Below are 25,766 nucleotides of genomic sequence, written 5' to 3'. Positions count from 1 at the left end.
AGGAAACCGTACTTTTGCACTTGTATTAATTACAATTGCATTTATGAAATGTTTTCTGGCTTCTGCCTTTCTGTTGTTTGGGTTTTTAGCGGCTTTCACCCCTGTGGGTGCATTTGCCCAGTCGGGTACTATTCGGGGGCAAATAATAGATGGTGGTACTGGTGAGCCTCTGCTGGGAGCAACCGTGCAGATTGAAGGTACATCCATTGGCAGCATTACGGATCTGGATGGAAAGTATACCATAAAAACAGAGCCCGGTACTGTTAGCTTAAGGGTTTCTTATATATCATATAATACCCTAACCATTAAGGATGTAGCTGTAAAAGCTGATGAGGTTGCTGTGGTAGATGCCCGCCTGGTATCTGCAGAAGAAACACTGCAGGAAATTGTGGTGGAGGCCAAGGCCTTAAGAGATAATGAGACTGCCCTGCTCACCATGCAGAAAAAGAGTGCTGTTGTACTGGATGGTATCTCTGCACAACAGTTTTCCAGAAGTGGCGACAGCGATGCAGCAGCAGCGATCCGACGCATTACTGGCGTATCTGTACAGGGTGGTAAATATGTGTACGTGCGCGGACTGGGCGATCGCTACACCAAAACATCGCTGAACAGCGCACAGATCCCAGGCCTGGACCCGGACAAGAACACAATCCAGATGGACCTGTTCCCCTCTAACCTGGTAGATAACATTGTAGTTTACAAAACTTTTTCGCCTGAACTGCCAGGCAGCTTCTCCGGGGGCTATGTAGATATCGCCACCAAAGATTTTCCAAACCAGTTTACCCTGCAGTTTTCTGGTTCTATCGGGTACAACGAGAATGCCAGCTTTAACGATAATTTCCTAACACACACCAACAGCAGCCCGGGTATTCTTGGCTTAACAGCAAGCGACAGGGCAATGCCTGATATTCTGAAAGGCGAGCTGGCCGATGTGGGTGTTGCCTTCTCAAATCCTGCTGAAGCTCAGCTGCTCGATCGTCAGTCTGATGCTATACAGGGTGGCTTTGCTCCACAGGCAGAAACTTCTTTTACCAACCACAGCATCAGCCTTTCTATTGGCAACCAGAAAGAAGTGTTCAAGCGCCCGCTTGGTTTTGTTGGTGGTTTCAGCTACCAGAAAAATTACGACCAGTACTCCAACGGACAGCGCGGTTATTTCTTATTGCCCGGCACTACCCAGGAGCCTTCACTGGATACAGCACAGCAATACTCAGTGTATAATAACAGTACAGAATCTGTGCTGTGGGGAGCTATCTTCAATACCTCCTATAAAATAAGCCCTAACCATAAGGTTGGCGTAAACCTGATGTACAACCACAGCGCCGATGGGTCTACTACCTATCAGCAGGGGGTGCATCCTTTCCACTTCGGAACCAACGACCCCAGCAAGCAAATAGAAGCCAGGGCACTGGCCTACACCCAGCGAGGCATGGCCACAGGCCAGGTTAAGGGTGAGCACCGTTTAACCAGCCGCAACATAAAAGTAAACTGGCTGGGCTCTTACACCAAACTTAACCAGGATGAGCCAGACCTGCGTTTCTTCAACAACTTCCGCGAGGTGGTAGGCGAAAACACAGTGTACAATGCCGTAAATGCCAACCTGGTAGCGCCTTCGCGTTATTTCAGGGACATGGATGAAACCAATATTGAAGGAAAAGTAGACATTGAAATACCTTTTCTCTACCAGGCCCGTGAGTCTAAAATAAAAGTGGGTGGCACTTACCTGGAGCGTGAGCGCGATTTTAACGAGCGTATCCTGCAGTACCGCCTCGGTACTTCACCGATCAGGCAATACCAGGGCGATTCAGATGTGTACTTTGCGCCAGATAACCTGGGCTGGAATCCAAATGGTGGTTCCTCTCTCTTTATCCGTGATGAAACAGATAAAGGCGGTACTTACTACGGCCTTGAAAAACTGCCTGCAGCCTATGCCATGGTAGATCTTCCCCTGACCAGCTCATTCCGTGTAAGTGGCGGAGTGCGTTACGAGCAGACAGATATTTTTCTGAATAACGTGCAGCTGAACGAGGACGATCCTGCAAAATATGCACACGTAAAGGGGGGCGACTTCCTGCCGGGTGTTAACATCACCAAAAACCTCATGGATAACATGAACCTGCGCGTGGGCTATGGCCGCACGGTTGCCAGGCCTAACTTCAGGGAGCTCTCGCTCTTCACAACCTTCCCTTTCCTGGGTGCAGTGGGTGAAAGAGGTAACCCGGATCTTAAGCGTGTAAAGATAGATAACATAGATCTTCGCTGGGAGTACTATCCTGTGCCAACAGAGTACTTGTCGGTAAGCCTCTTCTATAAGTCTTTCAAAGACCCGATAGAGCGGGTGTTTAACCCACTTTCGCAAGACCTGGCCCAGGAGATCAACTACCGCAATGTAAGCAGTGCTTCTGTATACGGCCTGGAGCTGGAGGTGCGCAAAGACCTGGCCTTTATCGGAGATTTCTTCCGCAACTTCCGCACCGGTGTTAATGCAAGCTTAATCTATTCTGCGGTAGATATTGATCCTCAGGAGCTGGAGACCATCCGCCTGAACGACCCCGAGCGTGATGGACAGCGCCCTATGTATGGGCAGTCGCCTTACCTGATCAACTCTTACCTGAGCTATGAAAGTGAAGCAAAGAGAGTAGCGGCTAACCTGGTTTACAATGTGTATGGCAGGCGCCTGGCGGTAATCGGTGGCTTTAGCGGAATTCCCGATGTGTATGAGCAGCCCCGTAACACGCTTGACTTCAACATTAAGAAAGGAATTGGACAGCATCTTGCTGTAAAGCTTGCTGCACAAAACCTGCTGAATGCCCTGTATAAAGAAACCCACGAGTTTAAGGGTGAGGAGTATATTTACAAGCAGTACCAGGTTGGCCGCACCTACTCAATTGGCTTTACCTACCTGATCGACTAGTCCATTTATTTCTGCTCTTACATAAAACACAAAAGCGGCAGCTGATTACAGCTGCCGCTTTTGTGTTTTATATGCTGGCCCGGTTGCTTACGCTTATACCGGCTTTATCTTTTTACATTGATGTAGATTTACTCCTGCAGCTGGCTTAGCTTTTCTTTGAGGGCCTGCAGCTGGCGGTTTATCTTCTCTACCTCGGCCTGCTGTTGCTCCTGTTTTAGCTTGTTGTCCTTTATTTCCTGCTCCAGCCGTAGCTTGTCTTCGCCATTTTTAACCAGCTGCTGCTCCAGTCGCAGTTTTTCTTCGGCATTGCGCCTGAGGGAGTTTTCCAGCTTGCTCTCCTGGCGACGGGTGCTTTCTACCTCACGGTTAAGGTAAGTGGCGGCACCTTCTGCATCCTGCAGGCTGGCCATCAGCTGGTACTTCTTCATCAGGAATGGCAGCTTCTGCAGTTGTTCTTTAATGCCGGCTTCCAGCACAGAATCGCGGGTGGTGGAGGGGTAGCCGATCCATACCTCACTCTGGGCAGAGTCGCCGGCCACTGTGCTAAGGGCCTGTTGCTTTGCCCCGCTGTCGAGCCAGTAAATATCTTTGATCTCGATAAACTGCCGGCGCTCGGTTACCTTGCCGCGCTCCTTCAGGTAAGCCAGCCAGTAGCGCTTGGCATTATGCTCGGCATAGGGCACTTTTAAGCTATAGCCATAGTGCTGCTGGCCCTGCAGGGTTTGCTGTTGCCGCCGTGGCTCCTGGCCGCTGGCAGTAAAAAACAGTCCCTGTACAATAAACAGCAGGAGGAGTAATCTTTTTTCCATAAAGCACTTAGATAATGATGAACATAAGGGGCAGACAGGGGTTACAACGTTATTATTTCACAGAAAATTTCTTTTCCATGCCGGAAAAAGTTGTAATCAGTGGGGGCTCTGGCTTAATCGGTTCCCATCTTTCCCGTCTGCTCTTAAAAGAAGGTTACCAGGTAGCCCACCTTAGCAGATCCATTCGCGAAGATAAGTCCATAAAGCATTACCTATGGGATGTTGAGCAAGGAAAAATAGAAGAGGGCGCCCTGGCGGGTGCCGATTATGTTATTAACCTGGCAGGTGCCAGCCTTGCCGATCACCGCTGGTCTGCCCCCTATAAACAAACTGTTATCCGTAGCCGCACAGCCTCCACGGAACTCCTGGTGCGGGAGCTGGCCCGCCTGAAGATAAAGCCCAGAGCTTTTATTTCTGCTTCGGCCATTGGTTATTACGGTGGCGACCGGGGCGATGAGTTACTAAGAGAGCAGTCTGGGGCGGGGCAGGACTTTATGGCCTCGGTATGCCGTGCCTGGGAGAATGCTGCCGAAGGCGTGGAAGAGGAAGGGGTGCGCCTGGTAGTGCTAAGAATAGGGGTGGTGCTAAGCCCCGATGGTGGGGCCCTGAAGCAACTTATGCTACCTTTCCGTTTAGGGCTGGGTGCCCCTCTGGGCAATGGCCGGCAGTATATGAGCTGGATCCATATAGATGATTTGTGCCAGGTTATTTTAACGGCCATGCGCGATGATAAAATGCAGGGCGCCTATAACGCGGTAGCACCTGAGCCGGTAACAAATGCTCATTTTTCAGAAGTACTGGCTGCAGCCCTGGATAAGCCTTATTTCTTGCCAAGTGTGCCGGGTAAGCTCATGAAACTGGCCCTGGGTGAGCGTGCGGTGGTGGTACTGGGCAGTGCAAAGGTATCGGCAGATAAGCTGCTTAAAGCCGGCTACACATTTCGCTACCAGGAGCTTGAGCCTGCCCTGCAGCAATTGTTAACAGAATAGCTTTGGTTTGGCAAACTCGTTTTTGTGTTCTAACTTAGCAGGCTTGCGATTTTTAGACTAAATTTTTTTAAAGTATGGCAAATGATAAAACACACTCTGATAGAAAGCAGGGCAATGGTCGTACAGAATCTGACAAAAATAATGATACATCGTTGGTTAACAGTACTGTAACCACCGAAGAGGCTTCCGGCAAAATGCCTAAACAACCTATTGCAGAAAAAACAAGTGCCGAAGTAGCACACGAGGAAAAAATAGCAAAAGAAGGTCATCCGCACCATCCAAAAGAGGCGCCAAAAAAAGAGGCACCGAAAAAAAAACCTAAGGCCAACATGCCGCCGGCACCCCCGAAAGAGGGAGAGCTTATTCCGCGGAAAAAATCAGATGAGGATGACCAGCTTATTCGTATGGCTTTTGAAGACCGCGACTGGAACGAGATAAAAAGCTCTAACAGCTGGGCTATTTTTAAAGTAATGTCTGAGTTTGTAGAAGGCTTCGAGAAGCTGGCAAAGATTGGTCCCTGTGTATCCATATTCGGTTCTGCACGCACCAAAGAAGACCATAAATATTACAAAATGGCCGAAGAAATTGCGGCCAAACTGGTGCGCCATGGTTACGGTGTTATTACAGGCGGCGGACCTGGCATTATGGAGGCCGGAAATAAAGGTGCCTACAATGAAGGAGGCAAGTCCGTAGGCCTGAACATTGTGCTGCCTTTTGAACAGTTCGATAACCCCTACATTGATTCGGACAAACTTATCACCTTCGATCACTTTTTTGTGCGTAAGGTAATGTTTGTAAAATATGCACAGGGCTTTATTGTAATGCCCGGTGGTTTTGGTACCATGGATGAATTGTTTGAGGCACTTACCCTTATTCAAACCAAGAAGATTGGTCGTTTTCCCATTGTGCTGGTAGGCAGCAAATATTGGGGCGGACTCATGCAGTGGATCAGGGATGTAATGCTGGACCAGGAAAAAAATGTTAACGAAGAAGACTTGCACCTGGTGAATATTGTAGACACACCGGACGAAGCAGTAAGGGTGATAGATGAGTTTTACAGCAAATACCTGCTCTCGCCAAACTTCTGATAATTATTCTTCAGCGACAGCTTCAGAATAGCCGGCAGTAATGCCGGCTATTCTGCTTTAGGGGGTATCCATCAATATAAAGAGAGTTGCTGCCTTTGAACCTCAGTAGGTTAACTGTTATGGCAAAACAATTTAATGATGAACATTCTCCTCATAAATTTTAGAGGTCAGGGAGCTGAAAGCAATATTTAAATCCAATTTAACATGGCTTTAAGTCTAATAAATAAATTGATTTGCTAACTTTATACCTGTATCACTGGCTGATAAGCAAATAAAGCTTTTTAACTAAAGGCTTAAACAGAAGAGCGGGCGGCACATCAGATGCTTTAGACATTTTTCCTCTATTGCACAAACCTTATGGTAAATCTTCCGTTTAAGTGGTGGGCATTTGAGCAGCAGCAGCTGTTTTCCTGCGCCCAAAATATTATAGCAGCCAAATACTTCCTTTCGAACCAAAGATCTGTAGGATTAAACTTGTTCAACTATGTTACTTTCTCTTCTCCGGCAGGGTATGGGTGTTGTGCTCATGCTCTGCGTTTCTATGCTTGTGTTTTCCTGTAAAGACGATGATGAACCCGCACCTGTGCCGGTAACACCCGATCCGCCTGTGGTGGAATTGCCCGATCCAACAATCAGCGCTGTAAATCCGGCAAGTGGTGCTACAGGTACTGTAGTAACCATAACAGGTACTAATTTCAGGTCTCCTGCCTCGCTTCATACCGTTACATTCAATGGTGTGGCTGCAGTAATTAAAAGCGGTACTTCCACCCAGTTAACAGTTGAGGTGCCCGATAAGGCCGGCGATGGTAAAATTGTCCTTACAGTAGATGGTAAAACCATTGAAGGCCCTGCCTTTGATTACCTGGAATCGTACCGGGTGAGCACTTTTGCAGGCAGTTCACAGGGCATGAGCGATGGTACTGGTGCCAGTGCCCAGTTTTATGATCCATGGGATATTGCCATAGATGCTAATGGTGTCATGTATGTTACCGATTATGATAGCCACCAGATACGTAAAATTACGCCTGATGGAGTGGTGAGCACCTTTGCCGGCAGCACTGCAGGCTTTGCCGATGGTACAGGCACAGCTGCACAGTTTAATGGTCCTACTGCTATTACAACAGATGCAGCAGGCAATGTGTATGTTACAGAAGATGTAAACCATGCAATCCGCAAGATTACCCCTGATGGTGTGGTTACCACCATTGCAGGTAACGGAAAAGATGGAGACAATGATGGCCCGGTGGAGATTGCCAAGTTTGGTAAGCCATCTGGCATTGCCGTTGATGCCGATGGTAATCTGTACATTGGCGACGTCAATAACCACCGCATCCGTAAAATCAGTCCCGACGGCATAGTAACCACCTTTGCCGGTAGCACTGCCGGCTATGCCGATGGCATGGGCACTGCAGCTCAGTTTAATGGTCCTACAGGATTGAAGATAGATGCTGAAGGCAATCTGTATGTGGCAGATTCTTACGGACACCGCATCCGTAAAATCACAGCTGCCGGCGAAGTAACTACCCTGGCTGGAAATGGTTCTGCCGGTTATGCCGATGGTGCAGCTGCTGATGCTCAGTTTAATGAGCCCTGGAATGTGGCGGTAAGAGCAGATGGTGCAGTGCTGGTGGCAGATTATCTAAATCACCGCATCCGCATGATTGCCCCAGATGGCACAGTAACTACCGTTGCAGGTACCGGCACTGCCGGAAATGCCGATGGTATAGGTGCTGCAGCAAGCTTCAATGAGCCAGGCAGCCTTGCCATAGATGCCGCGGGTAATGTCTACGTTACAGATAACCGGAACTTCCGCATCCGCAAACTTATTCTTGAATAGGTAAGAGGCAAACACCCAAACACAAAACAAAGAGGCTGGCATAACACCAGCCTCTTTGCTTTGTTAAAGCCGGTTATGCAAATGCCTGAACAGTGTTTTTAACCTAAAGATTTCTTGTACATTCTGAAAAACAAAAAGGTAAGAAAGCCAAAGCTGAAGAGGAGAATCCTCAAACTGCGCCTGCTTTTATGTATGCCCCTGTTGTGTGAGCTGGTAGTTGTAGTTAGATAGAGGGCTGGGTTTAAGGATGAGCGGGTGAATTTTTCTGATGAGGCCGGCAGGAGGGGCGGCAATGGAATGTTTGCTCGTTTGTCCTGGCAGCTGGTTGCAAACAATGCCTAAGTAGTAAAATACTAATAGACTTAGCACTAACTACCCTCTGCAAAATTCCGTATATTTGCAGAATACTATGGGCAAGATAAAATCAGCAGCAAATCGGACTGAGCAGGCGGTTAAAGTGCAACCTGCGCAACGCTTCGATCCGGTTGGCGAAGAGCATATAGAGGTAATTGGTGCCCGTGAGCACAACCTCAAAAATATAGACGTACGCATTCCGCGCAACCAGCTGGTGGTAATCACCGGTATTAGTGGCAGCGGCAAATCATCCCTGGCTTTCGATACTATTTATGCCGAAGGCCAGCGGCGCTACATGGAAAGTTTTTCGGCCTATGCACGCTCCTTTATGGGCGGCATGGAGCGGCCCGATGTGGATAAGATTAACGGCCTCTCGCCGGTGATATCCATCGAGCAGAAAACAACTTCCCGCAACCCCCGCTCTACCGTAGGTACCACCACCGAGATTTACGACTTTCTGCGCCTGCTGTACGCCAGGGCCTCCGAGGCTTTTTCTTACATCACCGGCGAAAAAATGGTGCGCCAGTCAGAAGACCAGATTATCGATCACCTGATGCACACCTTTGATGGCGTAAGGATTATTCTGCTGGCACCGGTGGTAAAAGGACGTAAAGGCCACTACCGGGAGCTTTTTCAGCAGATACGCAAAAGCGGCTTTACCAAGGTGCGCGTAGATGGCGAAATAAAAGACATAGACCCTAAGATGCAGGTAGACCGCTACAAGATACACGATATCGAAATAGTGGTAGACCGCCTGGCGCTGAAAGCCGAAGACCGCTACCGCCTGAGCCAGTCGGTAGCTACGGCCATGAAGCATGGCGAAGGCCTGCTGATGGTGCTCAATGCCGATACCAACGAGCTGCACCACTTCTCGAAGTACCTCATGGACCCTAAATCGGGCCTGAGCTACGATGAGCCTGCACCAAATACCTTCTCCTTTAACTCGCCTTATGGAGCCTGCCCTAAATGCAACGGTTTGGGCGTTATCGAAGAAATTACAAGGGAGTCCATTATTCCGGATCCAACCCTTAGCATTACCCGGGGTGGTATTGCGCCACTGGGCGAATTCCGCGATATCTGGATCTTCAAAAAGATTCAGTCTATCCTGAAAGGATACAAGCATACCATTACAACACCAATAAACAAGCTCCCCGAAGAGGTGCTGCAGGTGCTGTTGCATGGTAGTGATGAAACTGTAAAGGTGAACTCGAAAAAGTATCCCGGTACCCAGTGGGATACTAAGTTTGAGGGTATTATCCCATTCCTGGAAAAGCAGCGCGAGGAGGGATCAGATAAAACCATTGCCTGGGTTGAAGACTACACCACCGCCATAAACTGTCCCGAGTGTGAGGGTACCAGGCTTAAAAAAGAATCGCTGCACTTTAAGATAGACGGCAAAAATATTGCAGAGCTGGCCATGCTCGATATCCAGGCGCTTTATGCCTGGTTCCAGGACCTGGAGGAGCGCCTAAGCGAGCGCCAGCTGCTCATTGCTGCCGAGTTGCTCAAGGAGATCCGCAAACGCATACGCTTTCTGCTGGATGTAGGTCTTGATTATCTGCACCTAAACCGTCCGCTCCGTACCCTTAGCGGCGGCGAGGCACAGCGCATCAGGCTGGCTACCCAGATAGGTACCCAGCTGGTAGGCGTACTTTATATCCTGGATGAGCCTTCTATTGGCCTGCACCAGCGCGATAACGTTAAGCTGATCAAGGCGCTGCAGGACCTGCGCGATATTGGCAATACCGTGCTCGTGGTAGAGCACGATAAAGACATGATGATTGCCTCTGATTACATTCTGGATATTGGTCCCGGAGCGGGCCGCCATGGCGGTACGGTTGTGGCAGCAGGTACTCCAAAAGAGTTTTTAGAACTGCCGGCGGTAACGGCGCAGTACCTAAGGGGCGAGCGTGCCATAGAAGTGCCAAAGGAAAGGCGCAAAGGCAATGGTAATTTTCTGGAGCTGAAGGGTGCCAGCGGCAATAACCTGCACAATGTGGATCTGAAGCTGCCACTGGGCACCATGATCTGCATAAGCGGTGTAAGTGGCAGTGGCAAGTCTACCCTGATTCACGAAACCCTCTACCCGCTGCTGAACAGGCATTTTTACAATGCCCTCAAAGAGCCGCTGCCGCATAAAGAGATCAAAGGGCTGGAGCACCTCGACAAGGTAATTGAGGTAGACCAGTCGCCAATTGGTCGTACGCCGCGCTCTAACCCGGCTACCTACACAGGTGTATTTACCGATATCCGTACCTTGTTTGCAGAACTGCCCGAAGCAAAGATTCGGGGCTATAAGCCCGGGCGCTTTAGCTTTAACGTAAAGGGTGGCCGCTGTGAAGAGTGCGGGGGCGCAGGCCTTAAGCTTATAGAAATGGATTTTCTGCCCGATGTACACGTGCACTGCGAGGTGTGTAAAGGCAAGCGCTACAACCGCGAAACCCTGGAAGTGCGCTTTAAGGGCAAGAGCATCTCCGATGTGCTGGACATGACGGTAGAGCAGGCTGTGGAGTTCTTTGAGCATCAGCCTAAGATTGTGCGCAAGATTAAAACCCTGAACGATGTTGGCCTTAACTATATTACCCTTGGCCAGCATGCTACTACCCTTAGCGGAGGGGAGGCACAGCGTGTAAAGCTGGCAACAGAGCTTAGTAAAAAAGATACCGGTAATACATTCTATATTCTGGATGAGCCCACCACAGGTCTTCACTTCCAGGATATACGCCAGCTGCTGGATGTGCTGCAGAAATTAGTGAACCGCGGCAACACCGTACTCATCATTGAGCACAACCTGGATGTTATTAAAGTATCTGACTGGGTGGTAGATCTTGGGCCCGAAGGAGGGCGTGGCGGCGGCAAGATCATAGCCCAGGGTACACCAGAAAAAGTGGCAAAAGCAGAAGGAAGCTATACGGCCGTCTTCCTGAGGGAGGAGCTGAATACTTAGGCGTTTTCGCTGAAAATATTACACATTTTGCAGAATAATAGAAGTAAGCTCTAGATTGTAATTATAATCCAGAGCTTATTTTTATGAACAAAAGACGTATTACTACTCCCGGCCTGATTTTAGGGCTTCTGTTATTGCTGTTTGCTGCGCCTGATGCTGCTGCCCAGTTAACGGGCGATACCTATGCAACTGCCAGGCAAAAAGGTACTGCTCAGGTAGTTTTCTCCTATATAGAAACACCCGGCTTTGTTGGGAAAGACGCCGGCAACAAGCTGAACGGACTCTGTATAGATATGATGGATGCCTTTGTGGTATGGCTTAAGAAGAACGAAGGCATAGAGCTAAAGCCTGTCTATGAGGGCAAAGATGCCAAAAACTTCAAAGCTTTCATGGGCAACGTTAAGGAGTCGCAGGGCGGCGTGTTTGGCCTGGGAAATATCACCATTACCGAAGAGCGTCAGAAAGCCTATGATTTCAGTCCTCCCTACATTACAAATGTTGCCATCCTAATTACCAACAAATCTGTTGCTACGCTGGAGAACAGAAATAAAATTGCTGCTGCTTTTTCCGGAATGGAGGCAGTGGTGGTGCGCGGTACTACTAACGAAGTTAGAATGACTGAGCTGAAAAAGAGCCAGCATCCAAACCTGAAGTTCAGGTATGTAAGCTCAAGCCCGGAGGCGCTTAAACTGGTGGCTGAAAATGAGAACCTGTTTACGAACCTCGATTTCACCTATTATCTTCAGGCAATAAAGGATGGTCTGCCGGTAAAAAGGCATCCTGCCGGCGACGAAAGCACAGAAAGCTTTGGCATTGTTATGCCCAGGAACAGTGACTGGGGGCCGGTGATGGCCCGCTTTATGAAAGACTTTGTAAGTGGCTCTGATTACAGAAAGGTAGTTGCCAATAATCTTGGTCCCAATGCCCTGAAACTGCTGGATTCGGTGTCTTCGCAGCAACAGTAAAAAAATTGAGTGCCTACAAAGAAAAAATCCACCCAGGCGGGTGGATTTTTTCCCTTTCAACCAAAACATTAAAACCTATCAACTATGAATAAGCCAAATGTACATTAATAAGGTTTTGGGGTGTTCATAAGTTCCAGAAGCAGAAAAATTTTCTAATTATTTTTTATTTTTCTATAAATATGTAGCGGATATGTTTATATAACTATCTGTATATAAGACTATTGTGTATATCTAATTTAAGCTATTCTTTTAAGCTTCCGGCAGATTTTAGCATAAATATGCCTACACAAGCTTCGGGAGGTTATCTACAAATATTACAAAGCAGGATTAATAATGAACAGTTCTTTGCTGGCCCTGGTAACAGCGGTATAAAACCAGCGTAATTTGTCTGCTGTGTTGGGCTCCAGGAGCCAGAATTGTGGTTGTAACAATACGGTGTTCCACTGGCCGCCCTGTGCTTTATGACAGGTAAGTGCATAAGCAAACTTTACCTGCAGCGCATTCAGGTATGGATCTTTTCGTAGGGCACGCACCTGCCTGCTGCGGGGCATGTAGCGGTAGTTGCGGCTAACAGCTTCAAAGAGGCTGCGGCTGCGGTTGTCGGGCAGGGCTGGCTGAGTACTGCCAAGGGTTTCTGTTAGAATGAGGGAGTCAAAGGCCGGTTGCTCCTGTTCGTCGGGCAGGCGGAGCTTCAACTTCAGGAAGTTAAAGCCAAAACGTTCTTCTTCACCCATTACCTCTACCACTTCCACAAATTCTCCATTAGCCAGGTAATTGATCTTGCTGCCCTTTGGCAGGCTCTGGTAGTTATTGCGGGCAATCATCAGTAAATCACCTGTCACAACATCTGCTGAAAAGTTTAAGATCTCCTGCCTGATGAGCTGGTTTAAACGAACGGCCTCCTCGTTGGTGGCGCAAATCACAAGGGTGTTTTCCCAGCCATCTTTTTTAAAGGAGTAGCGCAGCCCCTCCAGTAGCCGCTGCTCTGGCAGCTGGAAAATATCCCTGAAGCCTGCTGTTTTTATCCTGAGCTGTTTGGGCGGATCTTCCATGCACTGGCGCAGGTAAGTAGCATTTACCAGGATGCCCGAGCCTTCCTGCTGTCGGCTCACTTCGGTAAGGGTGTGTTCCTGTACCTCCAGTCCATAGGCAAAGCGCAACACATCAGCCTCCAGGGCTACGCTGGTAGGCTCCGCTACCGGTGGTAGCTGGGCCGGGTCTCCTACCAGTAGCAAAGCATTGCCGGTTCGGGAAAAAACAAAGCCTATAAGATCCTGCAGTACACCCTGCTCGCTGCTGCTGCTCTCGGTGCTGAGCATGGAGGCTTCGTCTACCACAAAGAGGGTGTTTGAGTGATAGTTTTTGCGCAGCTGCATGTCTATTTGGCCGGAGAAGGGGTGCTGTACAAGTTTGTAGAGCTGCCGGTGTACAGTGTAGGCCTCCTGGCCAGCGCTTTTGGCAAGCACTTTAGCGGCCCGTCCTGTAGGGGCCAGTAGCTCAACGCTTTGTCTGTGCTTTTTCAGGCTTTTTGCCAGTGTTTGCAAAACTACCGTTTTGCCTGTGCCAGCATAGCCCTTCAGGATAAATACCTGCTTTCTTATGGCGGGCGCGGCTAAAAAGGCTTCCAGCTTAACAAAGAGTGCCTCCTGCTCCGCGGTTGGAGTAAAGGGAAAATTATGTAATAGAAGTTCGGCTAACTGCATGCAATTGCTTAACCCGGCTAAACCGGTAAAAGGTTTTGTGCGTATAAGGGAATACTAAAAATATTGTCATTTGAGTAGAGATAAAAATTTATTCAAAAACTTGTTTTTCAGGCTTAAAAAGATGTATGATACTAAAAATTTTAGTATCTTTAAAGCACTATTTCAGAACGACATGTGTTCTGTATGTAGAGATAAAAACGGAAAGATATGGCACAGGGAATGGTAAAATCAGAGAAGAGAATAGTGGAGAGCTACGATATTTCAAATTCTAGCGAAACACTGCACCTGGCGCAGGATCTGGCGAAGTTCATCCGTGAGAATCGCCTGGCTATGCAAATTCAGGGTAAAGACTATGTGAATGTAGAGGGCTGGCAGTATGCCGGTGCCAGGTTAGGCATTCTTCCTGTTATCGAGGATGTAAAACGCATCCAGACAAACGATGACGAGATGAAGTACCAGGCGCATGTTAAGCTGGTAAATCTGAAAACAGATACGATCGTTGGCTCTGGTTTTGCCATTTGCAGTAACCGCGAGTCAGGCAAGCGATACTACCAGGAGTTTGCAATTGCTTCTATGGCACAAACCCGTGCTATTGGTAAGGCATACCGTAACATACTGGCCTGGATTATCAGGGCTGCAGGTTACGAACCTACTCCTGCCGAAGAAATGGATTTTCTGATGAAGGATGATAACAGCAGCTCGGGCAACGGAAGCAGAAGTGCTGCAGTTGCTGATCGTGAGCCTGCTCGTACTAAAGTTGCAGCTAAGAAAAAAGACGCTGTAGAAGATACTGCTAGTGGTGCTCCGGCCCCTGCTGCAGCCAGTAACGAGGCTCCAGCTGCAGAAGAAAAGCAGGCGGCTCCAATGGCTTCTGTAAAACAGAAAACAGAGCTGTTGCTGTTGCTCAATAACAAGCACATCACCCAGGACGAAAAAGCGAAAATGATCGAGAGTATCAATACCCTTGACAGCGAGCGTATCCTGAAAGCAATTCAAAAAGTAAAGAAGGTAATTGACGAGCGCGACAACGAAAACGCCCAGGCAGCCTAAGCTTTACATCTTATTGAATACATAAAAAAAGCCTCCTCAGTAGGGAGGCTTTTCTGTTATATAGCGATGTAGCGTAAGCCGCACTTTAGCGTATTACCCCAAGTGCCAGCTTAAAGCGTATAATCTTCTTTACCGAATCGTATACCTGTTGCCTGAAGGCTGCATCCTTATCCATTTGTGCCAGGATAGAGAATACAGATTCTTTTTCGTTGTTTGGCATCAGGATGATATCGTTACCTGCCTGTGCAGCCAAAAGCGATGAGTTTGGGATAGCAGCCACGGCGCCCATGTTCATGGCATCGGTGGTGATAATACCTTTAAAGCCCATTTCTTTTTTTAGCAGGTCTGTTACAATTGCCCGGCTAAGGGTAGCTGGCTGACCGTTGGTGTTGTACTTAGGGTTATTTTGTACGGCAATATGGCCAATCATAATACTTAACACGCCGGCATCTATCAGGCCTTTATAAACGTCAACCTCCTTCATGGGACCATCAATAAACACCAGCTTTTTATGGGTGTCGCCCTTTACCAGGCCATGGCCGGGAAAGTGTTTGGCAGTGGTGGCTACACCATCTGCCTGTGAGGTAGTGATAAAAACTCTGTTCATACGCTCCACATGGGCAGGATCGGAACCAAAGCTGCGGTTGCCAATGGCGGCATTCTGCAGGCTTAGGTCGGTAACCGGTGCATAGTTATAGAGAATGCCAATGTCTTTTAGCTGGTGGGCAATGGTATGGGCCACAGCCATCACTTCGGTAGTGTCTTTGAGCTCGGCAGTTTTAGGAACCTGAACAGAGCCGCTAATTTTCCGGTTAATCAGGCTTGGCTCTGCATCGGCACTATAGACCAGCGGCAGGTGCCCGTTTGCTTTGCTGATGCTGTCGAATCGATGTACATAGTTCTTGAAGCTTTCAACTGTGCCATTCAATAAAATTATGCCACCCATCCAGCCTTTGCGGGCAAGCTCATCCAGCTGGGCATCGGGCTTGCCAAGCCGGCCTGCAGCCGGGATGATCATTTGGCCTACCCGCTGCTCATCGCTCATGCGGCTGAAAATCTGCTCTACCTGCTGATCCAGCAGCTTGTCCTGCCTGTAGAAATCTTCAAGAGTAAAGGGGTGCACCACTTTTTCGGTTGCTGGTACAGGAGTTTGAGCCACGCAGGCCTGCGTACTCAAAAAGGTGGCAGCGGCCACAGTTAGTATTCTTTTTATCATAAAGGTATCCGGCTAGTGCTGGTACAAAGCCTGACCCGGCTGCGGGCAAGGCAGGTACTATGCGAAACAATCCAAAATCGCGCCAGTATGTTCCTGAACTGAAACCGCCTGATTAATTATTTGTATCAGACCTTGAAATTTCAGCTCCTGTTGCACTGGCAAAAGTCTGGCTTTAGCGCTTGTGTAGTAGCTATTCAGCTAAGTGGTTTAAGGGAATAAAATTAAAGCTAAATTCAATAGATACAGGTGCTTAGGTAAGAAGAAAGCTAAAATAGCTGATTTCAGACTCCGGCCAGGCCCTGGCACAAAAAGGGAGTAGCAGTAAACAAGGAAAGCCAGCCTTTACAGGCAGGCTAAACGCAACTGAATGCCACAACCCAGGCTCATACCTCATAGCCAAAACCTGATACCTCGCCACCCACAGCTCAACCGCCAAAGCGGTGATCAATCACAGCCATAAACTCCTGGGCTGCTTCAGAGTCGTCCTGCCACTGGGGCTTGTGTGCCAGGTTATCGCGCGTCCACTGCTGTGCTTCGCGGTGGCTTTGGCAGGTATCCAGGGCATCAAGCGCGGAATTGAATGCCGCAGCATTGCCATCAAAAAGCTCCTTTACAAACATAAAGCGCTGGTTGAGCGTAATGTAGTGCCGGATGTTGGTCGGCCGGTGCTTTTGTGCCAGGGCAGCACTACGGGGCTCTTTAGATTCAAACTTCTCATAGAGCGGTTTTTTATCATTTGCTCCTAAGCGCATATTAAGCGAGCGGTTTTCTTCCGGCTGCTTTTTAGGTTCTTCGGGCTTCTTGATTTCGGCTGGCTTTTCTGCAGAGGCTGCAAGTGGTGCTACAGTAGCAGGCCGTGGTGCTGGTACTGTAGGCTCTGGTTCTGCGGGGGCTGGCCTGCTCACCCAGGGATCCGGTTCTGTTTTCCTGGGTGCCTGAACTTTTGCTGCAGGCTCTGGTTCCGGCTCGGGTATCTGTGCGGGCTCTGGTTCGGGTGTCGGGCGTGGGGCTGGTTTTGGAGTGCGGGGTGCCATACGCGAAATAGCACTGAAAAAGTCATCGGCAGGTTCTTCCCGGGGGGCTGCTGCCTGTGGGGGAGTCGCCGGCTCTTCTATCAGGCCATTAGGCATAGGGAGCACTGCTTCAAAAGCCTGTATGTACTCATCGGTTGAGTCTAAAGCAATCTTGCCCGATCGCACGCCTGCTTCGAGCATTGCCAGCAGGTATTCGGGTTCTCCCATTTCTTTTTGCTCTACCTGCTCGTGCAGCACATCTGTTAAAGACTGCTGCCAGCGCAGGTAACGCAAAGAGGACTGCAGGCTGTCAAGGCTTGAGTTTTGGCGCAGAAACTCATCGAAAAACGACAGGGGGTTGAGTGCAAGTCTTAATGCATCCAGTACTGCTCCCTGTAGCAGGGGTTCCAGGGCCTCGCGCTCTACCTGAATATGGCGGGAGAGGGTGTTCATTAATGCCTTCAGGGATTCCTGCACCTGGGGGTGCTCATAATTGAAGTAGGGGCTGCGCAGGCGCAGTGTTTCTTCTTGCCAGCGCTGGTACAGCCGCTGTACCAGCAGCAGGTTTATTTGTTGCACAGGGGTTAGCTCCAGAATATCCTGCCCTGTGGCTACCGTACTGTTCGAGAAGAAATTATTCAGTACATTACTGCTAAAGTCTTCGCTATAGGCTTCTGCTGCTTTCCGGTTCAGTTTGCGCACCATTCTATTTATTTGTTTCTTCAGAAAAAATTTAATTTACAGGGCCGTCAGGTGCCCCCGCCAGTTGCCTGTTGCAGGTTGCACCAGCAGAAGGCCCAAGCAAATTTATTGTGCTTTGCTTTGAGCTTTTACTAATGCGGGTTTCTTTTGTAGCTCAAATTACAATGCCTTCTATCACAATACAAAATCTGGATAATAAAACGGTTGAAGTTACAGAAATGATACAATCGGTGCTACAGGCCATGGGTGCTGCAGGTGTTGATTGGATGCATGCCTGTGGTGGAAAGGGCCGTTGTACTACCTGTGCCATGAAAGTGGTGGAAGGAGCAGAAAACCTTAGTACATATACGGAAGCAGAGCAGCGTATGCAGCGGCAGGGCCGCCTGCCAAAGGTGTATCGGCTGGCTTGCCAGTGCATTGTTGAGAAGGGCAGGGTAGTGGTGCGGGTGCCGGAGTCTGGCAAACTGCCCCACCTGGAGTATACCGATTAGCGCTGAAGAAAGAGGGAGCTTTATGTTTATTGAACCAAAGATTTCGGGTACCGCTGCTGCCGGCAAGGCAGGTTGGATAGAGGTGATTTGTGGCTCCATGTTCAGTGGTAAAACTGAAGAACTGCTGCGCCGCCTGAACCGGGTAATGATTGCCAGGCAGAAGGTGGAAATATTTAAACCGGCCATTGATACCCGCTACCATGAGCAGAACGTGGTATCGCACAATGCCAATTCCATACGCTCCACACCCGTGCAGTTTTCTGAAGACATACTGCTTCTGGCAGGTAATTGCGATGTAGTGGGCATCGATGAAGCCCAGTTTTTTGACGAAGAGCTGGTAGAGGTGTGCAACAAACTTGCCGCCAGTGGTAAAAGAGTTATTGTAGCGGGCCTGGATATGGATTTCAGTGGTAAACCTTTCGGACCCATGCCACAACTGCTTGCCATAGCAGAGTATGTAACCAAAGTGCATGCTATTTGCGTAAAGTGCGGCGATATTGCCCACTACTCCTACCGGCTTACAGCCAATCAAAAAACAGTAATGTTAGGAGAAAAAGATACCTATGAGGCCCGCTGCCGGCGTTGTTTCCTGAAAGGCCCCAAAGCCGAGCAAATAATTTAACCATCATGACTAAGCTGCTGCCCCTATTGCTGCTACTATTTTTTTCTGCTACAGCCCGGGCGCAGGGAGATATACCCATTGGCAGCTGGCGAACCCATTTTTCCTATGCACAGGTGCAGGAAGTGGCACTGGCGGGCAGCAGGGTGTATGCAGCCAGTGAAAACGGTTTTTTTTATTACGATAAAGCTTCGGCTGAAATTGTGGAGCTGGGGCCACTCCGGGGCTTTAACGATGTTGGCGTAAGTACACTTCTGTGGCAGGAGCAAAGCAATCTCCTGCTTATCGGCTATGGCAGCGGTAATATCGATTTGCTTCAGGATGGCAGGGTTACCAACATTCCCACCATCAGCACTGCCAGTATCAGTGGCAGTAAAACCATTCGGGGTACGGCTTTTCGCGGCGATTCGGCCATACTGGCTACGGATTACGGCATCAGCATTCTGCAGCTGGCACAGGCACGGCTGGCCGACAGCTACCTGAACCTCGGCCCCGGCGGCACACGGGCAGGGGTATATAGCCTCGCGGTGCTGAACGATAGCCTCTATGCAGCCACCGATGCCGGCCTGATAGCAAACAGGATAAGCAGCAGCGTTAACCTGAATGATTTCAGCAGCTGGCAGCGTTATGGGGCAAACAGTGGTCTGCCAGAAGAGGGTACTCACTTTGTGGTAGCCTTAGGGGAGCAGCTGTGGGCGGCAAACCGTGCCGGAGGGCTTTACCAGAAGCAGGGTGCGACATGGTTGCCTGCTGCTTTTAATGAAGAGGGTGGCATTACTGACTTGCAGGCTGCAGCAGGGGGTGATGCCCTCATCATTACCACTGAAAGGGCCGTTTACCGCTATCTGCCCGGGCAGCAAACTTATAACAGAATAAGTTCGGATCTTATAATTGAGCCAGTAACTGCAGTGCAGGATGCTGCCGGTTTTTATTGGGTGGGCGATGCTTTCAATGGCCTGCTTACCAACACAGAAGGTAGTTTTGCACGAAGGAGCCCCGATGGGCCACTGAGCGATGCAGTTAACAGCCTGCAGTTTGCCAACGGCCAGATGGTGGCACTTTATGGTGGCTATACCGCCAGCGGAAATCCGCTGGGCACCCGGGGCTTCAGTACTTTTACTACCACCCGGGGCTGGACTAACTACCATCCGCAGCAACGGGCAGGAAGCCACCCTATGCCAGAGGCGCGGGACCTGGTAGCGGCTGCTTTTTCAACGGCAGATAACAGCTGGTACCTGGCTTCTTATTCCGATGGCCTGCTCTCGTGGCGTCCCGAAGATGATGCTTTTATACTCTACGGCCTGAATACCGAAGGGGTAAGCTTTACTGGCGCCAGGGATCTGCCCGACAGGGTGCTGCTAAGTGGTGTGGGGGTTGATAGTGAGGGAAGAGTGTGGATGAGCAGCTACAACAGCAGCCGTCCTTTGCACCGCTTTAATCCATCGGAGGAGAGCTGGCAGGCATACCTGGCCGGGAACAGTACTGCTGCCCTGGCTCAGCAGCTTATCATTCCCTACACCAATGATATATGGTTGCGGCTGCGGCCGGCTGCTGCCAGTGCAGAAGGTATATTGGTATTTAATCCGGAGAAACAGCCTGATGTACGAAGCCTGAACCGTAACCTGGGTACCGGCGGATTAACTGCAAACCAGGTGTATAGCCTGCAGGAAGATCTTGAAGGAAGCGTCTGGGTGGGTACGCAGGATGGTGTTGTTTATGTTACCAACCCGGCAGCAGTGCTATCAAGTGCTGATGTTGATGCAGCTTTGCCTGTCTATCAGCAGAGGCCCCTGCTTGACGAATCGCTCATTACGGCCATAGCAGTAGATGGGGGTAATCGTAAATGGATAGGCACCCGCAGTGGTGTTTGGCTGGTGGGCGATGCCGGCGATACACTCTATCAGCATTTTACTACTGCAAATAGCCCGCTGCCCTCTAACAACATACAGGCTATTGCCATACACGGGCAAACAGGCGAGGTGTTTATTGCTACCGACCAGGGTCTGGTGAGTTACCGGAGTGGTGCCACCACCGGAGGAAGTACCCATGCGGCTGCCATTAAAATTTTTCCGAACCCGGTGCGCCCCGGCTACCGGGGGCAAGTGGGTATTACAGGCCTGGTGCAGGATGCTGTTGTAAAGATCACCAATACGGCAGGTTACCTGGTGCGCGAACTGGAAGCCGAGGGTGGCACCGCCGCCTGGGACCTGCGCGACAGCCGGGGGAATGAAGTGGCCACCGGGGTATATCTTGTTTTTAGTGCCAATGCCCTGGGTACCGAAGCATTGGTGGGCAAGCTGGCTGTAGTGCGGTAAAATGCTTTTTTTGGAATGATAGGAGCCAGATAATTGTTCTGTAGATGTACTAGCACAAGAGATTTATTCATCAGAAATGCTCCATAAAACACGCGGCATTGTACTTAGTCACATTCGTTACCGCGAAACATCCATCATAGTAAAGGTATATACTGAGGCCCTTGGCCTGCAATCGTACATTGTAAACGGGGTGCGCAGCAGCGGCAATGCCCGCAGTGGTGGCAGCCGTATGGCGCTTTACCAACCGCTTACAATGCTGGATATGGTGGTGTACTACCAGGATAAGGCCAACCTGCAGCGGATCAAAGAAATTAAATGTTCGGAACCGTTTATGCAGCTGCCCATGGATTTTCAGAAAACAGGCATTGCCCTGTTCTTAACAGAAATGCTGGGCAAAGCTATGAAGGGTGAGGAGTCTAATCCGCAGCTGTTCCAGTTTTTGCACAGCTCCATACACATACTGGATACTCAGCGGGAGGGTATTCAGAATTTTCACCTGCAGTTTTTGCTGAAGCTATCGCGTTACCTGGGTTTTGCCACGCCTACGGCCGATGATTTTCTGGAAGAGGTAAGTCCTTATATTTCTGCCGATGCCACAGACCGCGAAGCCGTAGAGCGCATGCTGCAGGAGCCTTATGGCAGTCCCATTCCCATGAATGGAGAGCGGCGCCGGCATGTGCTGCAGCTTATCCTGCAGTTTTACCGCCTGCACGTAGCCGATTTTGGCGAACTAAAATCCCTGCCGGTGCTGCAGGAAATGCAATCTTAATCTATGGCAGGCATATACCTACACATCCCTTTTTGCCGGCAGGCATGCTTCTATTGCGACTTCCACTTCAGCACTAACCTGAAGCCGAAGCAGGATTTGCTGCAGGCAATACACCAGGAAGCCCGCATGCAGCAGCACTACCTGCAGGGGGAGCCGGTAGAGACCATCTATTTTGGTGGCGGCACACCCTCCTTGCTGGAGGCTGGTGAAACTGGCGCTTTGCTGCAACATTTACGGGAGCTTTTTGAGGTAAAGGAAGGGGCTGAAATAACCCTGGAGGCCAACCCCGACGACCTGACACCGGAAAAGCTGGAGGCCCTGCGCAAAGTAGGCGTAAACCGCCTAAGCATCGGCATCCAGACTTTTGCCCAGCCAGTGCTGCAGGGCCTGAACCGGGCGCATAGCGCAGCGCAGGCCCATGCCTGTGTGCCGCTGGCCAGGGCGGCAGGCTTCGATAATATCAGCATAGACTTAATGTATGGCTTACCCGGGCAAACCGCTGAGGTCTGGCAGCAGGACCTTGACCTGGCACTGGCGTTGCGGCCCGAACATATATCGGCCTACTGCCTTACCATAGAGCCTAAAACTGCCTTTGGTAAATGGACTGAGCGGGGTAAGCTGCAGCCACCAGGCGAAGAGGTAGGAGAGGAGCATTACCTGATGCTTACGCAGGCCCTGCTCAGGGCGGGCTATGAGCATTACGAAGTATCTAACTTTTGCCTGCCCGGCTACCACTCACACCATAATACCTCTTACTGGCTGCAAAAGAAATATCTCGGGCTTGGGCCGGGCGCCCATTCCTATAACCTGGAGTCGCGGCAATACAATATCCGCAACAATGGCCTTTATATTAAAAAGCTGCAGGCAGGCGTGTTGCCCCAGGAAGGCGAGGAATTGAACCGGCAGGATCATATAAACGAATACCTGATGACGGGCCTGCGTACCAGCTGGGGAATAGACCTGCAGTACTTAAAAAACCAGTGGCAGCACGATTTGCTGCAGCAGAATAAGCGCTACCTGCAGGAAATGCAGGCAAGAGGGCAGGCAAGGCTGGAGAACAATCATCTGATGCTTACAGAAGAAGGCCGCCTGCTTGCCGACGAGATAACGGCCAGGCTATTTATTGTATAAAAGGCAGCATAAACTGCATATCTGTAAGCCGGGGAGGTAAAATTTATATCAGGCTCCTGATGAGCAGGTTAATTGCGTCATTTTTCGGAATAATTTATTATATCTTTAGGAGCTACAATTACCACACAACCGGTTCTGGCATGAGCAGCGAGGAAAAAAAGATTTTCTTTCTTTTAAAGAGCATCATTTTTCATTACCACGGCCTTGATGAAGAGGAGCAGCTTCTGCTGCGCGAAACTGCTCAGGAGCTGGAAGGCGATGAGGAGCTGAACTGGGCGCAGGAGTTTGTGGCCCAGGACTACCTCTCTGCCTTTGACCGCGCCCGCGAATACCTGCAAACGGTAGAAATTGCCCCCGAAAAGAAGCTCGATTACCTCTATCGTGTCTGGAAAGCCAACAACGCCAAAGGCTACATTACAGAAATGGAGGCCACTGGTATGCTGCGCCTCGCCAGAGACTGGCAGTTGGAGGCCGATCTGATGAAGCTTGTGAGGGGCTAGTGCTGCTCAGGCTCTTTCACTTTCTTGAAAAATAATAGCACCCGTTGTAATGCTGGAGCAGAATGCTGTAGCAGGGAAATCCAGGCTGCTTTTGCTCCTGTAAAAATGTGGGTTTCAAAATCTGTGAAGCCTTGATGGGTGATGGTTTTTTTCTGGTAATCTGGTACAGGCTGAAAAGACTTATCGGTGACCCTATCTTATGCCTGGCTGCATGAGTTGTAAGTTTGCAAACACCGGCATCAGTAAGTAATTTGCTGAAGTAACACAGGAAATATGATACAGTTGGGGAGATTTACTTTGCTGCTTGTTAGCTTTTTTGCTTTTTCTTTTGGCGCTGTTAATGCTCAAAAGAAAAAGCCTATTGATAAAGATGCTACCAGGGAGACTAAGGCTTTGTACAAAAACCTGGCTAAGCTATCAAAAAAGCACACGCTCTTTGGCCACCAGCATGCTACAGAATATGGCCATGGCTGGTGGGGCGAAGAAGGCCGCTCAGATGTAAAATCGGTTACGGGTTCTCATCCTGCAGTGATTGGTGTGGATATTATGGGCTTTTCCGGCCGCTCTCCCCAGGAAATACAAAGGGCTAAAGAAAGCCTTCGTAAAAATGTGGTAGATACCTACAATCGCGGTGGTGTAAGCACAATAGCCTGGCATTTTTCTAACCCTGTGTCAGGTGGGGGTTTTTACTGGAAGGACTCGGTATCGCTGCCTGCTGTAAAATACATTATTCCCGGTGGCGAGGCCCATGAGCAGTACAAAGAGATTTTAAGAGGTATGGGTGAATGGGCGCATAGCCTTAAAGGAGCCGATGGTGCCCTGGCCCCTGTTGTTTTCCGGCCTTATCATGAGTTCGATGGCGGCTGGTTCTGGTGGGGTAAGCCTCACACAAGTCGCGAGGAATTTATTTCTTTGTGGCGCTTTACGGTTTCTTACCTTAGAGATAGCCTTGATGTGCACAATTTTATCTATGCATTTTCACCAGATAATAAGTTTAATAACGAGCAGGAGTTTCTGGAGCGTTACCCTGGCGATGAGTGGGTAGATATGGTGGGCATGGACAATTATGCCGATCTGGGCCGCGACCGTTATGCTATTGACACAGCTGCCATGAAGCTGAAGATTGTATCTGACTATGCCATCAAGGCAGGCAAGCTGGCTGCTTTTACCGAAACCGGGCTGGAGTCTATACCGGATACCACCTGGTGGACAGAAACCCTGCTTAAAACAATGAAGGCGCACGATATGAGGCTTGCCTACGTGCTGGTCTGGCGGAATGATGTAAAAAGCCCCACCCACTACTATGCACCTTATCCGGGTCATAGGAGTGTGCCGGATTTTCTGAAGTTCTATAACGATCCTTATACCTTGTTTGAGAGAGATCTTAAGAACATCTACAATAAAAGAAAGTCTGCTAAAAAGCGGCCGGCAGAGCAAAAAGCTGCAGGCAGTAATAAGTAATTAATAGTTTGTGCAGAAATTAACTGCAATTGCCCCGGCTGCAGCGCATTAAAGTATCTGCTACAGCCGGGGCAATTTTTTTACTTCTCTTCAGAAAGTTATGAAAGGCCCATACTTAGAAGTAACTGTGCCCTGGCTTCTTACAGGCTCATCATTTCTTTAAAGCGGGTGGCCTGGCGGCGGCTAACCTCTACTTTTTCTCCTCCCTGCAGGGTTACCATCAGGCCACCGTTAAACCAGGGTTCTATGTTTTCTACCCAGTTAAGGTTAATCATATGTTTGCGGTTAGCCCTGAAAAACACTTTATCATCCAGCCGTTCATCCAGCGCGTTAAGCGATTTGTGGATCATGGGCTTGTGATGATCGAAGTACACTTTAATATAGTTTCCGTCGCTTTCGAACAGGCGTACTTTGCTTAGGCGCACAAACCAGCAGCGGTCGCCATCTTTTACAAACACCTGGTCGTCGGGGCCCAGCTTGTGCTGTCGGGCAGGAGCAGAGGAGGCATCGTCCTCATCTTCATCTTCTTTGTCGCTGCCGTTCTCACTGAGAGCCCCTAGTTTCTTAATGCTTTCCTGCAGGCGTTCGGGTTGTACGGGTTTGAGCAGGTAGTCCAGCGCGCTTACCTCAAAGGCTTTAAGGGCATACTCATCGTAGGCGGTTGTAAAAATTACGGTAGGCACTTTGTCGAGCATCTCCAGCAGGTCAAAGCCGGTTTTGCCGGGCATCTGAATGTCCAGAAACAGCAGGTCGGGCTGCAGTTCTTTTATTTTTTCATAGGCATCTTCGGCATTTACTGCTTCACCTACTACTTCTACTTCGTGGTGCTCTGCCAGGAGCGACATTAGCTCTTTGCGGGCCAGGCGTTCGTCGTCTACGATAAGGGCTTTCAT

At 49.5% G+C, this 25,766-nt stretch carries 19 protein-coding genes; 14 read left to right on the top strand and 5 right to left on the bottom strand.

Annotated features, from left to right (window positions below; all coding sequences use genetic code 11):
* Positions 1 to 43: 43 nt before the first annotated feature.
* The gene (locus KWJ01_RS25110) at positions 44 to 2,914 is read left to right on the top strand and encodes a TonB-dependent receptor (protein WP_224999887.1); all 2,871 of its coding nucleotides are present in this window, start codon (positions 44 to 46) and stop codon (positions 2,912 to 2,914) included.
* Between the two features lie 128 nt (positions 2,915 to 3,042).
* Here the strand turns inward: KWJ01_RS25110 and KWJ01_RS25105 are convergent, their stop codons facing one another.
* The gene (locus KWJ01_RS25105; protein WP_224999886.1) at positions 3,043 to 3,723 is read right to left on the bottom strand and encodes a hypothetical protein; all 681 of its coding nucleotides are present in this window, start codon (positions 3,721 to 3,723) and stop codon (positions 3,043 to 3,045) included.
* 14 nt (positions 3,724 to 3,737) lie between these two features.
* Between KWJ01_RS25105 and KWJ01_RS25100 the strand changes: the two genes are divergently transcribed.
* From KWJ01_RS25100 to KWJ01_RS25080, 5 genes are all read left to right on the top strand, one after another.
* Positions 3,738 to 4,712, top strand: coding sequence for a TIGR01777 family oxidoreductase (locus KWJ01_RS25100; RefSeq protein ID WP_224999885.1), 975 nt, complete (start codon positions 3,738 to 3,740; stop codon positions 4,710 to 4,712).
* Positions 4,713 to 5,116: 404 nt separating this feature from the next.
* A complete protein-coding gene (locus tag KWJ01_RS25095) occupies positions 5,117 to 5,800 on the top strand; it encodes a TIGR00730 family Rossman fold protein (RefSeq protein ID WP_370634798.1) in 684 nt (227 codons plus the stop codon).
* Between the two features lie 484 nt (positions 5,801 to 6,284).
* Positions 6,285 to 7,637, top strand: coding sequence for an IPT/TIG domain-containing protein (locus KWJ01_RS25090; RefSeq protein WP_224999884.1), 1,353 nt, complete (start codon positions 6,285 to 6,287; stop codon positions 7,635 to 7,637).
* 409 nt (positions 7,638 to 8,046) lie between these two features.
* Positions 8,047 to 10,938: an excinuclease ABC subunit UvrA gene (uvrA, locus tag KWJ01_RS25085; protein WP_224999883.1), complete on the top strand. Its 2,892-nt coding sequence runs from the start codon at positions 8,047 to 8,049 to the stop codon at positions 10,936 to 10,938.
* A gap of 83 nt (positions 10,939 to 11,021) precedes the next feature.
* Complete coding sequence (locus KWJ01_RS25080; RefSeq protein WP_224999882.1) at positions 11,022 to 11,903, top strand: transporter substrate-binding domain-containing protein; 882 nt, start codon at positions 11,022 to 11,024, stop codon at positions 11,901 to 11,903.
* Positions 11,904 to 12,217: 314 nt separating this feature from the next.
* Here the strand turns inward: KWJ01_RS25080 and KWJ01_RS25075 are convergent, their stop codons facing one another.
* Positions 12,218 to 13,606, bottom strand: coding sequence for an ATP-dependent RecD-like DNA helicase (locus KWJ01_RS25075; RefSeq protein WP_224999881.1), 1,389 nt, complete (start codon positions 13,604 to 13,606; stop codon positions 12,218 to 12,220).
* 207 nt (positions 13,607 to 13,813) lie between these two features.
* On the opposite strand from KWJ01_RS25075, the gene KWJ01_RS25070 reads away from it, so the two are divergent.
* The gene (locus KWJ01_RS25070; protein ID WP_224999880.1) at positions 13,814 to 14,656 is read left to right on the top strand and encodes a hypothetical protein; all 843 of its coding nucleotides are present in this window, start codon (positions 13,814 to 13,816) and stop codon (positions 14,654 to 14,656) included.
* An 85-nt stretch (positions 14,657 to 14,741) separates the two neighbouring features.
* Here KWJ01_RS25070 and KWJ01_RS25065 read toward each other — a convergent pair whose 3' ends face one another.
* Both KWJ01_RS25065 and KWJ01_RS25060 read right to left on the bottom strand, forming a co-directional pair.
* A complete protein-coding gene (locus tag KWJ01_RS25065) occupies positions 14,742 to 15,872 on the bottom strand; it encodes a glycoside hydrolase family 3 N-terminal domain-containing protein (RefSeq protein ID WP_224999879.1) in 1,131 nt (376 codons plus the stop codon).
* Positions 15,873 to 16,297: 425 nt separating this feature from the next.
* The gene (locus KWJ01_RS25060; RefSeq protein WP_224999878.1) at positions 16,298 to 17,590 is read right to left on the bottom strand and encodes a hypothetical protein; all 1,293 of its coding nucleotides are present in this window, start codon (positions 17,588 to 17,590) and stop codon (positions 16,298 to 16,300) included.
* 161 nt (positions 17,591 to 17,751) lie between these two features.
* On the opposite strand from KWJ01_RS25060, the gene KWJ01_RS25055 reads away from it, so the two are divergent.
* The 7 genes from KWJ01_RS25055 (at position 17,752) to KWJ01_RS25025 (ending at position 24,873) form a co-directional block, all read left to right on the top strand.
* The gene (locus KWJ01_RS25055; RefSeq protein WP_224999877.1) at positions 17,752 to 18,078 is read left to right on the top strand and encodes a 2Fe-2S iron-sulfur cluster-binding protein; all 327 of its coding nucleotides are present in this window, start codon (positions 17,752 to 17,754) and stop codon (positions 18,076 to 18,078) included.
* Between the two features lie 22 nt (positions 18,079 to 18,100).
* Positions 18,101 to 18,700, top strand: a complete 600-nt coding sequence (locus tag KWJ01_RS25050; protein ID WP_224999876.1) for a thymidine kinase — start codon at positions 18,101 to 18,103, stop codon at positions 18,698 to 18,700.
* Between the two features lie 5 nt (positions 18,701 to 18,705).
* A complete protein-coding gene (locus KWJ01_RS25045; protein WP_224999875.1) occupies positions 18,706 to 21,012 on the top strand; it encodes a hypothetical protein in 2,307 nt (768 codons plus the stop codon).
* 76 nt (positions 21,013 to 21,088) lie between these two features.
* A complete protein-coding gene (recO, locus tag KWJ01_RS25040; protein WP_224999874.1) occupies positions 21,089 to 21,781 on the top strand; it encodes a DNA repair protein RecO in 693 nt (230 codons plus the stop codon).
* A 3-nt stretch (positions 21,782 to 21,784) separates the two neighbouring features.
* Positions 21,785 to 22,912, top strand: coding sequence for a radical SAM family heme chaperone HemW (hemW, locus tag KWJ01_RS25035; protein WP_224999873.1), 1,128 nt, complete (start codon positions 21,785 to 21,787; stop codon positions 22,910 to 22,912).
* Between the two features lie 140 nt (positions 22,913 to 23,052).
* Positions 23,053 to 23,412 carry a hypothetical protein gene (locus KWJ01_RS25030; RefSeq protein ID WP_224999872.1) on the top strand — a complete coding sequence of 120 codons (360 nt, stop codon included), beginning with the start codon at positions 23,053 to 23,055 and terminating at the stop codon, positions 23,410 to 23,412.
* A 273-nt stretch (positions 23,413 to 23,685) separates the two neighbouring features.
* Complete coding sequence (locus tag KWJ01_RS25025) at positions 23,686 to 24,873, top strand: glycoside hydrolase family 26 protein (protein WP_224999871.1); 1,188 nt, start codon at positions 23,686 to 23,688, stop codon at positions 24,871 to 24,873.
* 140 nt (positions 24,874 to 25,013) lie between these two features.
* Here KWJ01_RS25025 and KWJ01_RS25020 read toward each other — a convergent pair whose 3' ends face one another.
* Positions 25,014 to 25,766 carry a LytTR family DNA-binding domain-containing protein gene (locus KWJ01_RS25020; RefSeq protein WP_224999870.1) on the bottom strand — a complete coding sequence of 251 codons (753 nt, stop codon included), beginning with the start codon at positions 25,764 to 25,766 and terminating at the stop codon, positions 25,014 to 25,016.

The organism is Cesiribacter sp. SM1 (assembly GCF_020178975.1).
Taxonomy (GTDB): Bacteria; Bacteroidota; Bacteroidia; order Cytophagales; family Cyclobacteriaceae; genus Cesiribacter.
Note: the sequence above shows the minus strand (reverse complement) of the source record. Positions and strands in the feature narration are given on the sequence as shown.

Bases quoted from the DNA above. Each gene is read 5' to 3' on its own strand.
- KWJ01_RS25110 (WP_224999887.1), top strand. From the start codon at position 44: ATGAAATGTTTTCTGGCTTCTGCCTTTCTGTTGTTTGGGTTTTTAGCG.
- KWJ01_RS25105 (WP_224999886.1), bottom strand. From the start codon at position 3,723: ATGGAAAAAAGATTACTCCTCCTGCTGTTTATTGTACAGGGACTGTTT.
- KWJ01_RS25100 (WP_224999885.1), top strand. From the start codon at position 3,738: ATGATGAACATAAGGGGCAGACAGGGGTTACAACGTTATTATTTCACA.
- KWJ01_RS25095 (WP_370634798.1), top strand. From the start codon at position 5,117: ATGGCTTTTGAAGACCGCGACTGGAACGAGATAAAAAGCTCTAACAGC.
- KWJ01_RS25090 (WP_224999884.1), top strand. From the start codon at position 6,285: ATGTTACTTTCTCTTCTCCGGCAGGGTATGGGTGTTGTGCTCATGCTC.
- uvrA (WP_224999883.1), top strand. From the start codon at position 8,047: ATGGGCAAGATAAAATCAGCAGCAAATCGGACTGAGCAGGCGGTTAAA.
- KWJ01_RS25080 (WP_224999882.1), top strand. From the start codon at position 11,022: ATGAACAAAAGACGTATTACTACTCCCGGCCTGATTTTAGGGCTTCTG.
- KWJ01_RS25075 (WP_224999881.1), bottom strand. From the start codon at position 13,606: ATGCAGTTAGCCGAACTTCTATTACATAATTTTCCCTTTACTCCAACC.
- KWJ01_RS25070 (WP_224999880.1), top strand. From the start codon at position 13,814: ATGGCACAGGGAATGGTAAAATCAGAGAAGAGAATAGTGGAGAGCTAC.
- KWJ01_RS25065 (WP_224999879.1), bottom strand. From the start codon at position 15,872: ATGATAAAAAGAATACTAACTGTGGCCGCTGCCACCTTTTTGAGTACG.
- KWJ01_RS25060 (WP_224999878.1), bottom strand. From the start codon at position 17,590: ATGGTGCGCAAACTGAACCGGAAAGCAGCAGAAGCCTATAGCGAAGAC.
- KWJ01_RS25055 (WP_224999877.1), top strand. From the start codon at position 17,752: ATGCCTTCTATCACAATACAAAATCTGGATAATAAAACGGTTGAAGTT.
- KWJ01_RS25050 (WP_224999876.1), top strand. From the start codon at position 18,101: ATGTTTATTGAACCAAAGATTTCGGGTACCGCTGCTGCCGGCAAGGCA.
- KWJ01_RS25045 (WP_224999875.1), top strand. From the start codon at position 18,706: ATGACTAAGCTGCTGCCCCTATTGCTGCTACTATTTTTTTCTGCTACA.
- recO (WP_224999874.1), top strand. From the start codon at position 21,089: ATGCTCCATAAAACACGCGGCATTGTACTTAGTCACATTCGTTACCGC.
- hemW (WP_224999873.1), top strand. From the start codon at position 21,785: ATGGCAGGCATATACCTACACATCCCTTTTTGCCGGCAGGCATGCTTC.
- KWJ01_RS25030 (WP_224999872.1), top strand. From the start codon at position 23,053: ATGAGCAGCGAGGAAAAAAAGATTTTCTTTCTTTTAAAGAGCATCATT.
- KWJ01_RS25025 (WP_224999871.1), top strand. From the start codon at position 23,686: ATGATACAGTTGGGGAGATTTACTTTGCTGCTTGTTAGCTTTTTTGCT.
- KWJ01_RS25020 (WP_224999870.1), bottom strand. From the start codon at position 25,766: ATGAAAGCCCTTATCGTAGACGACGAACGCCTGGCCCGCAAAGAGCTA.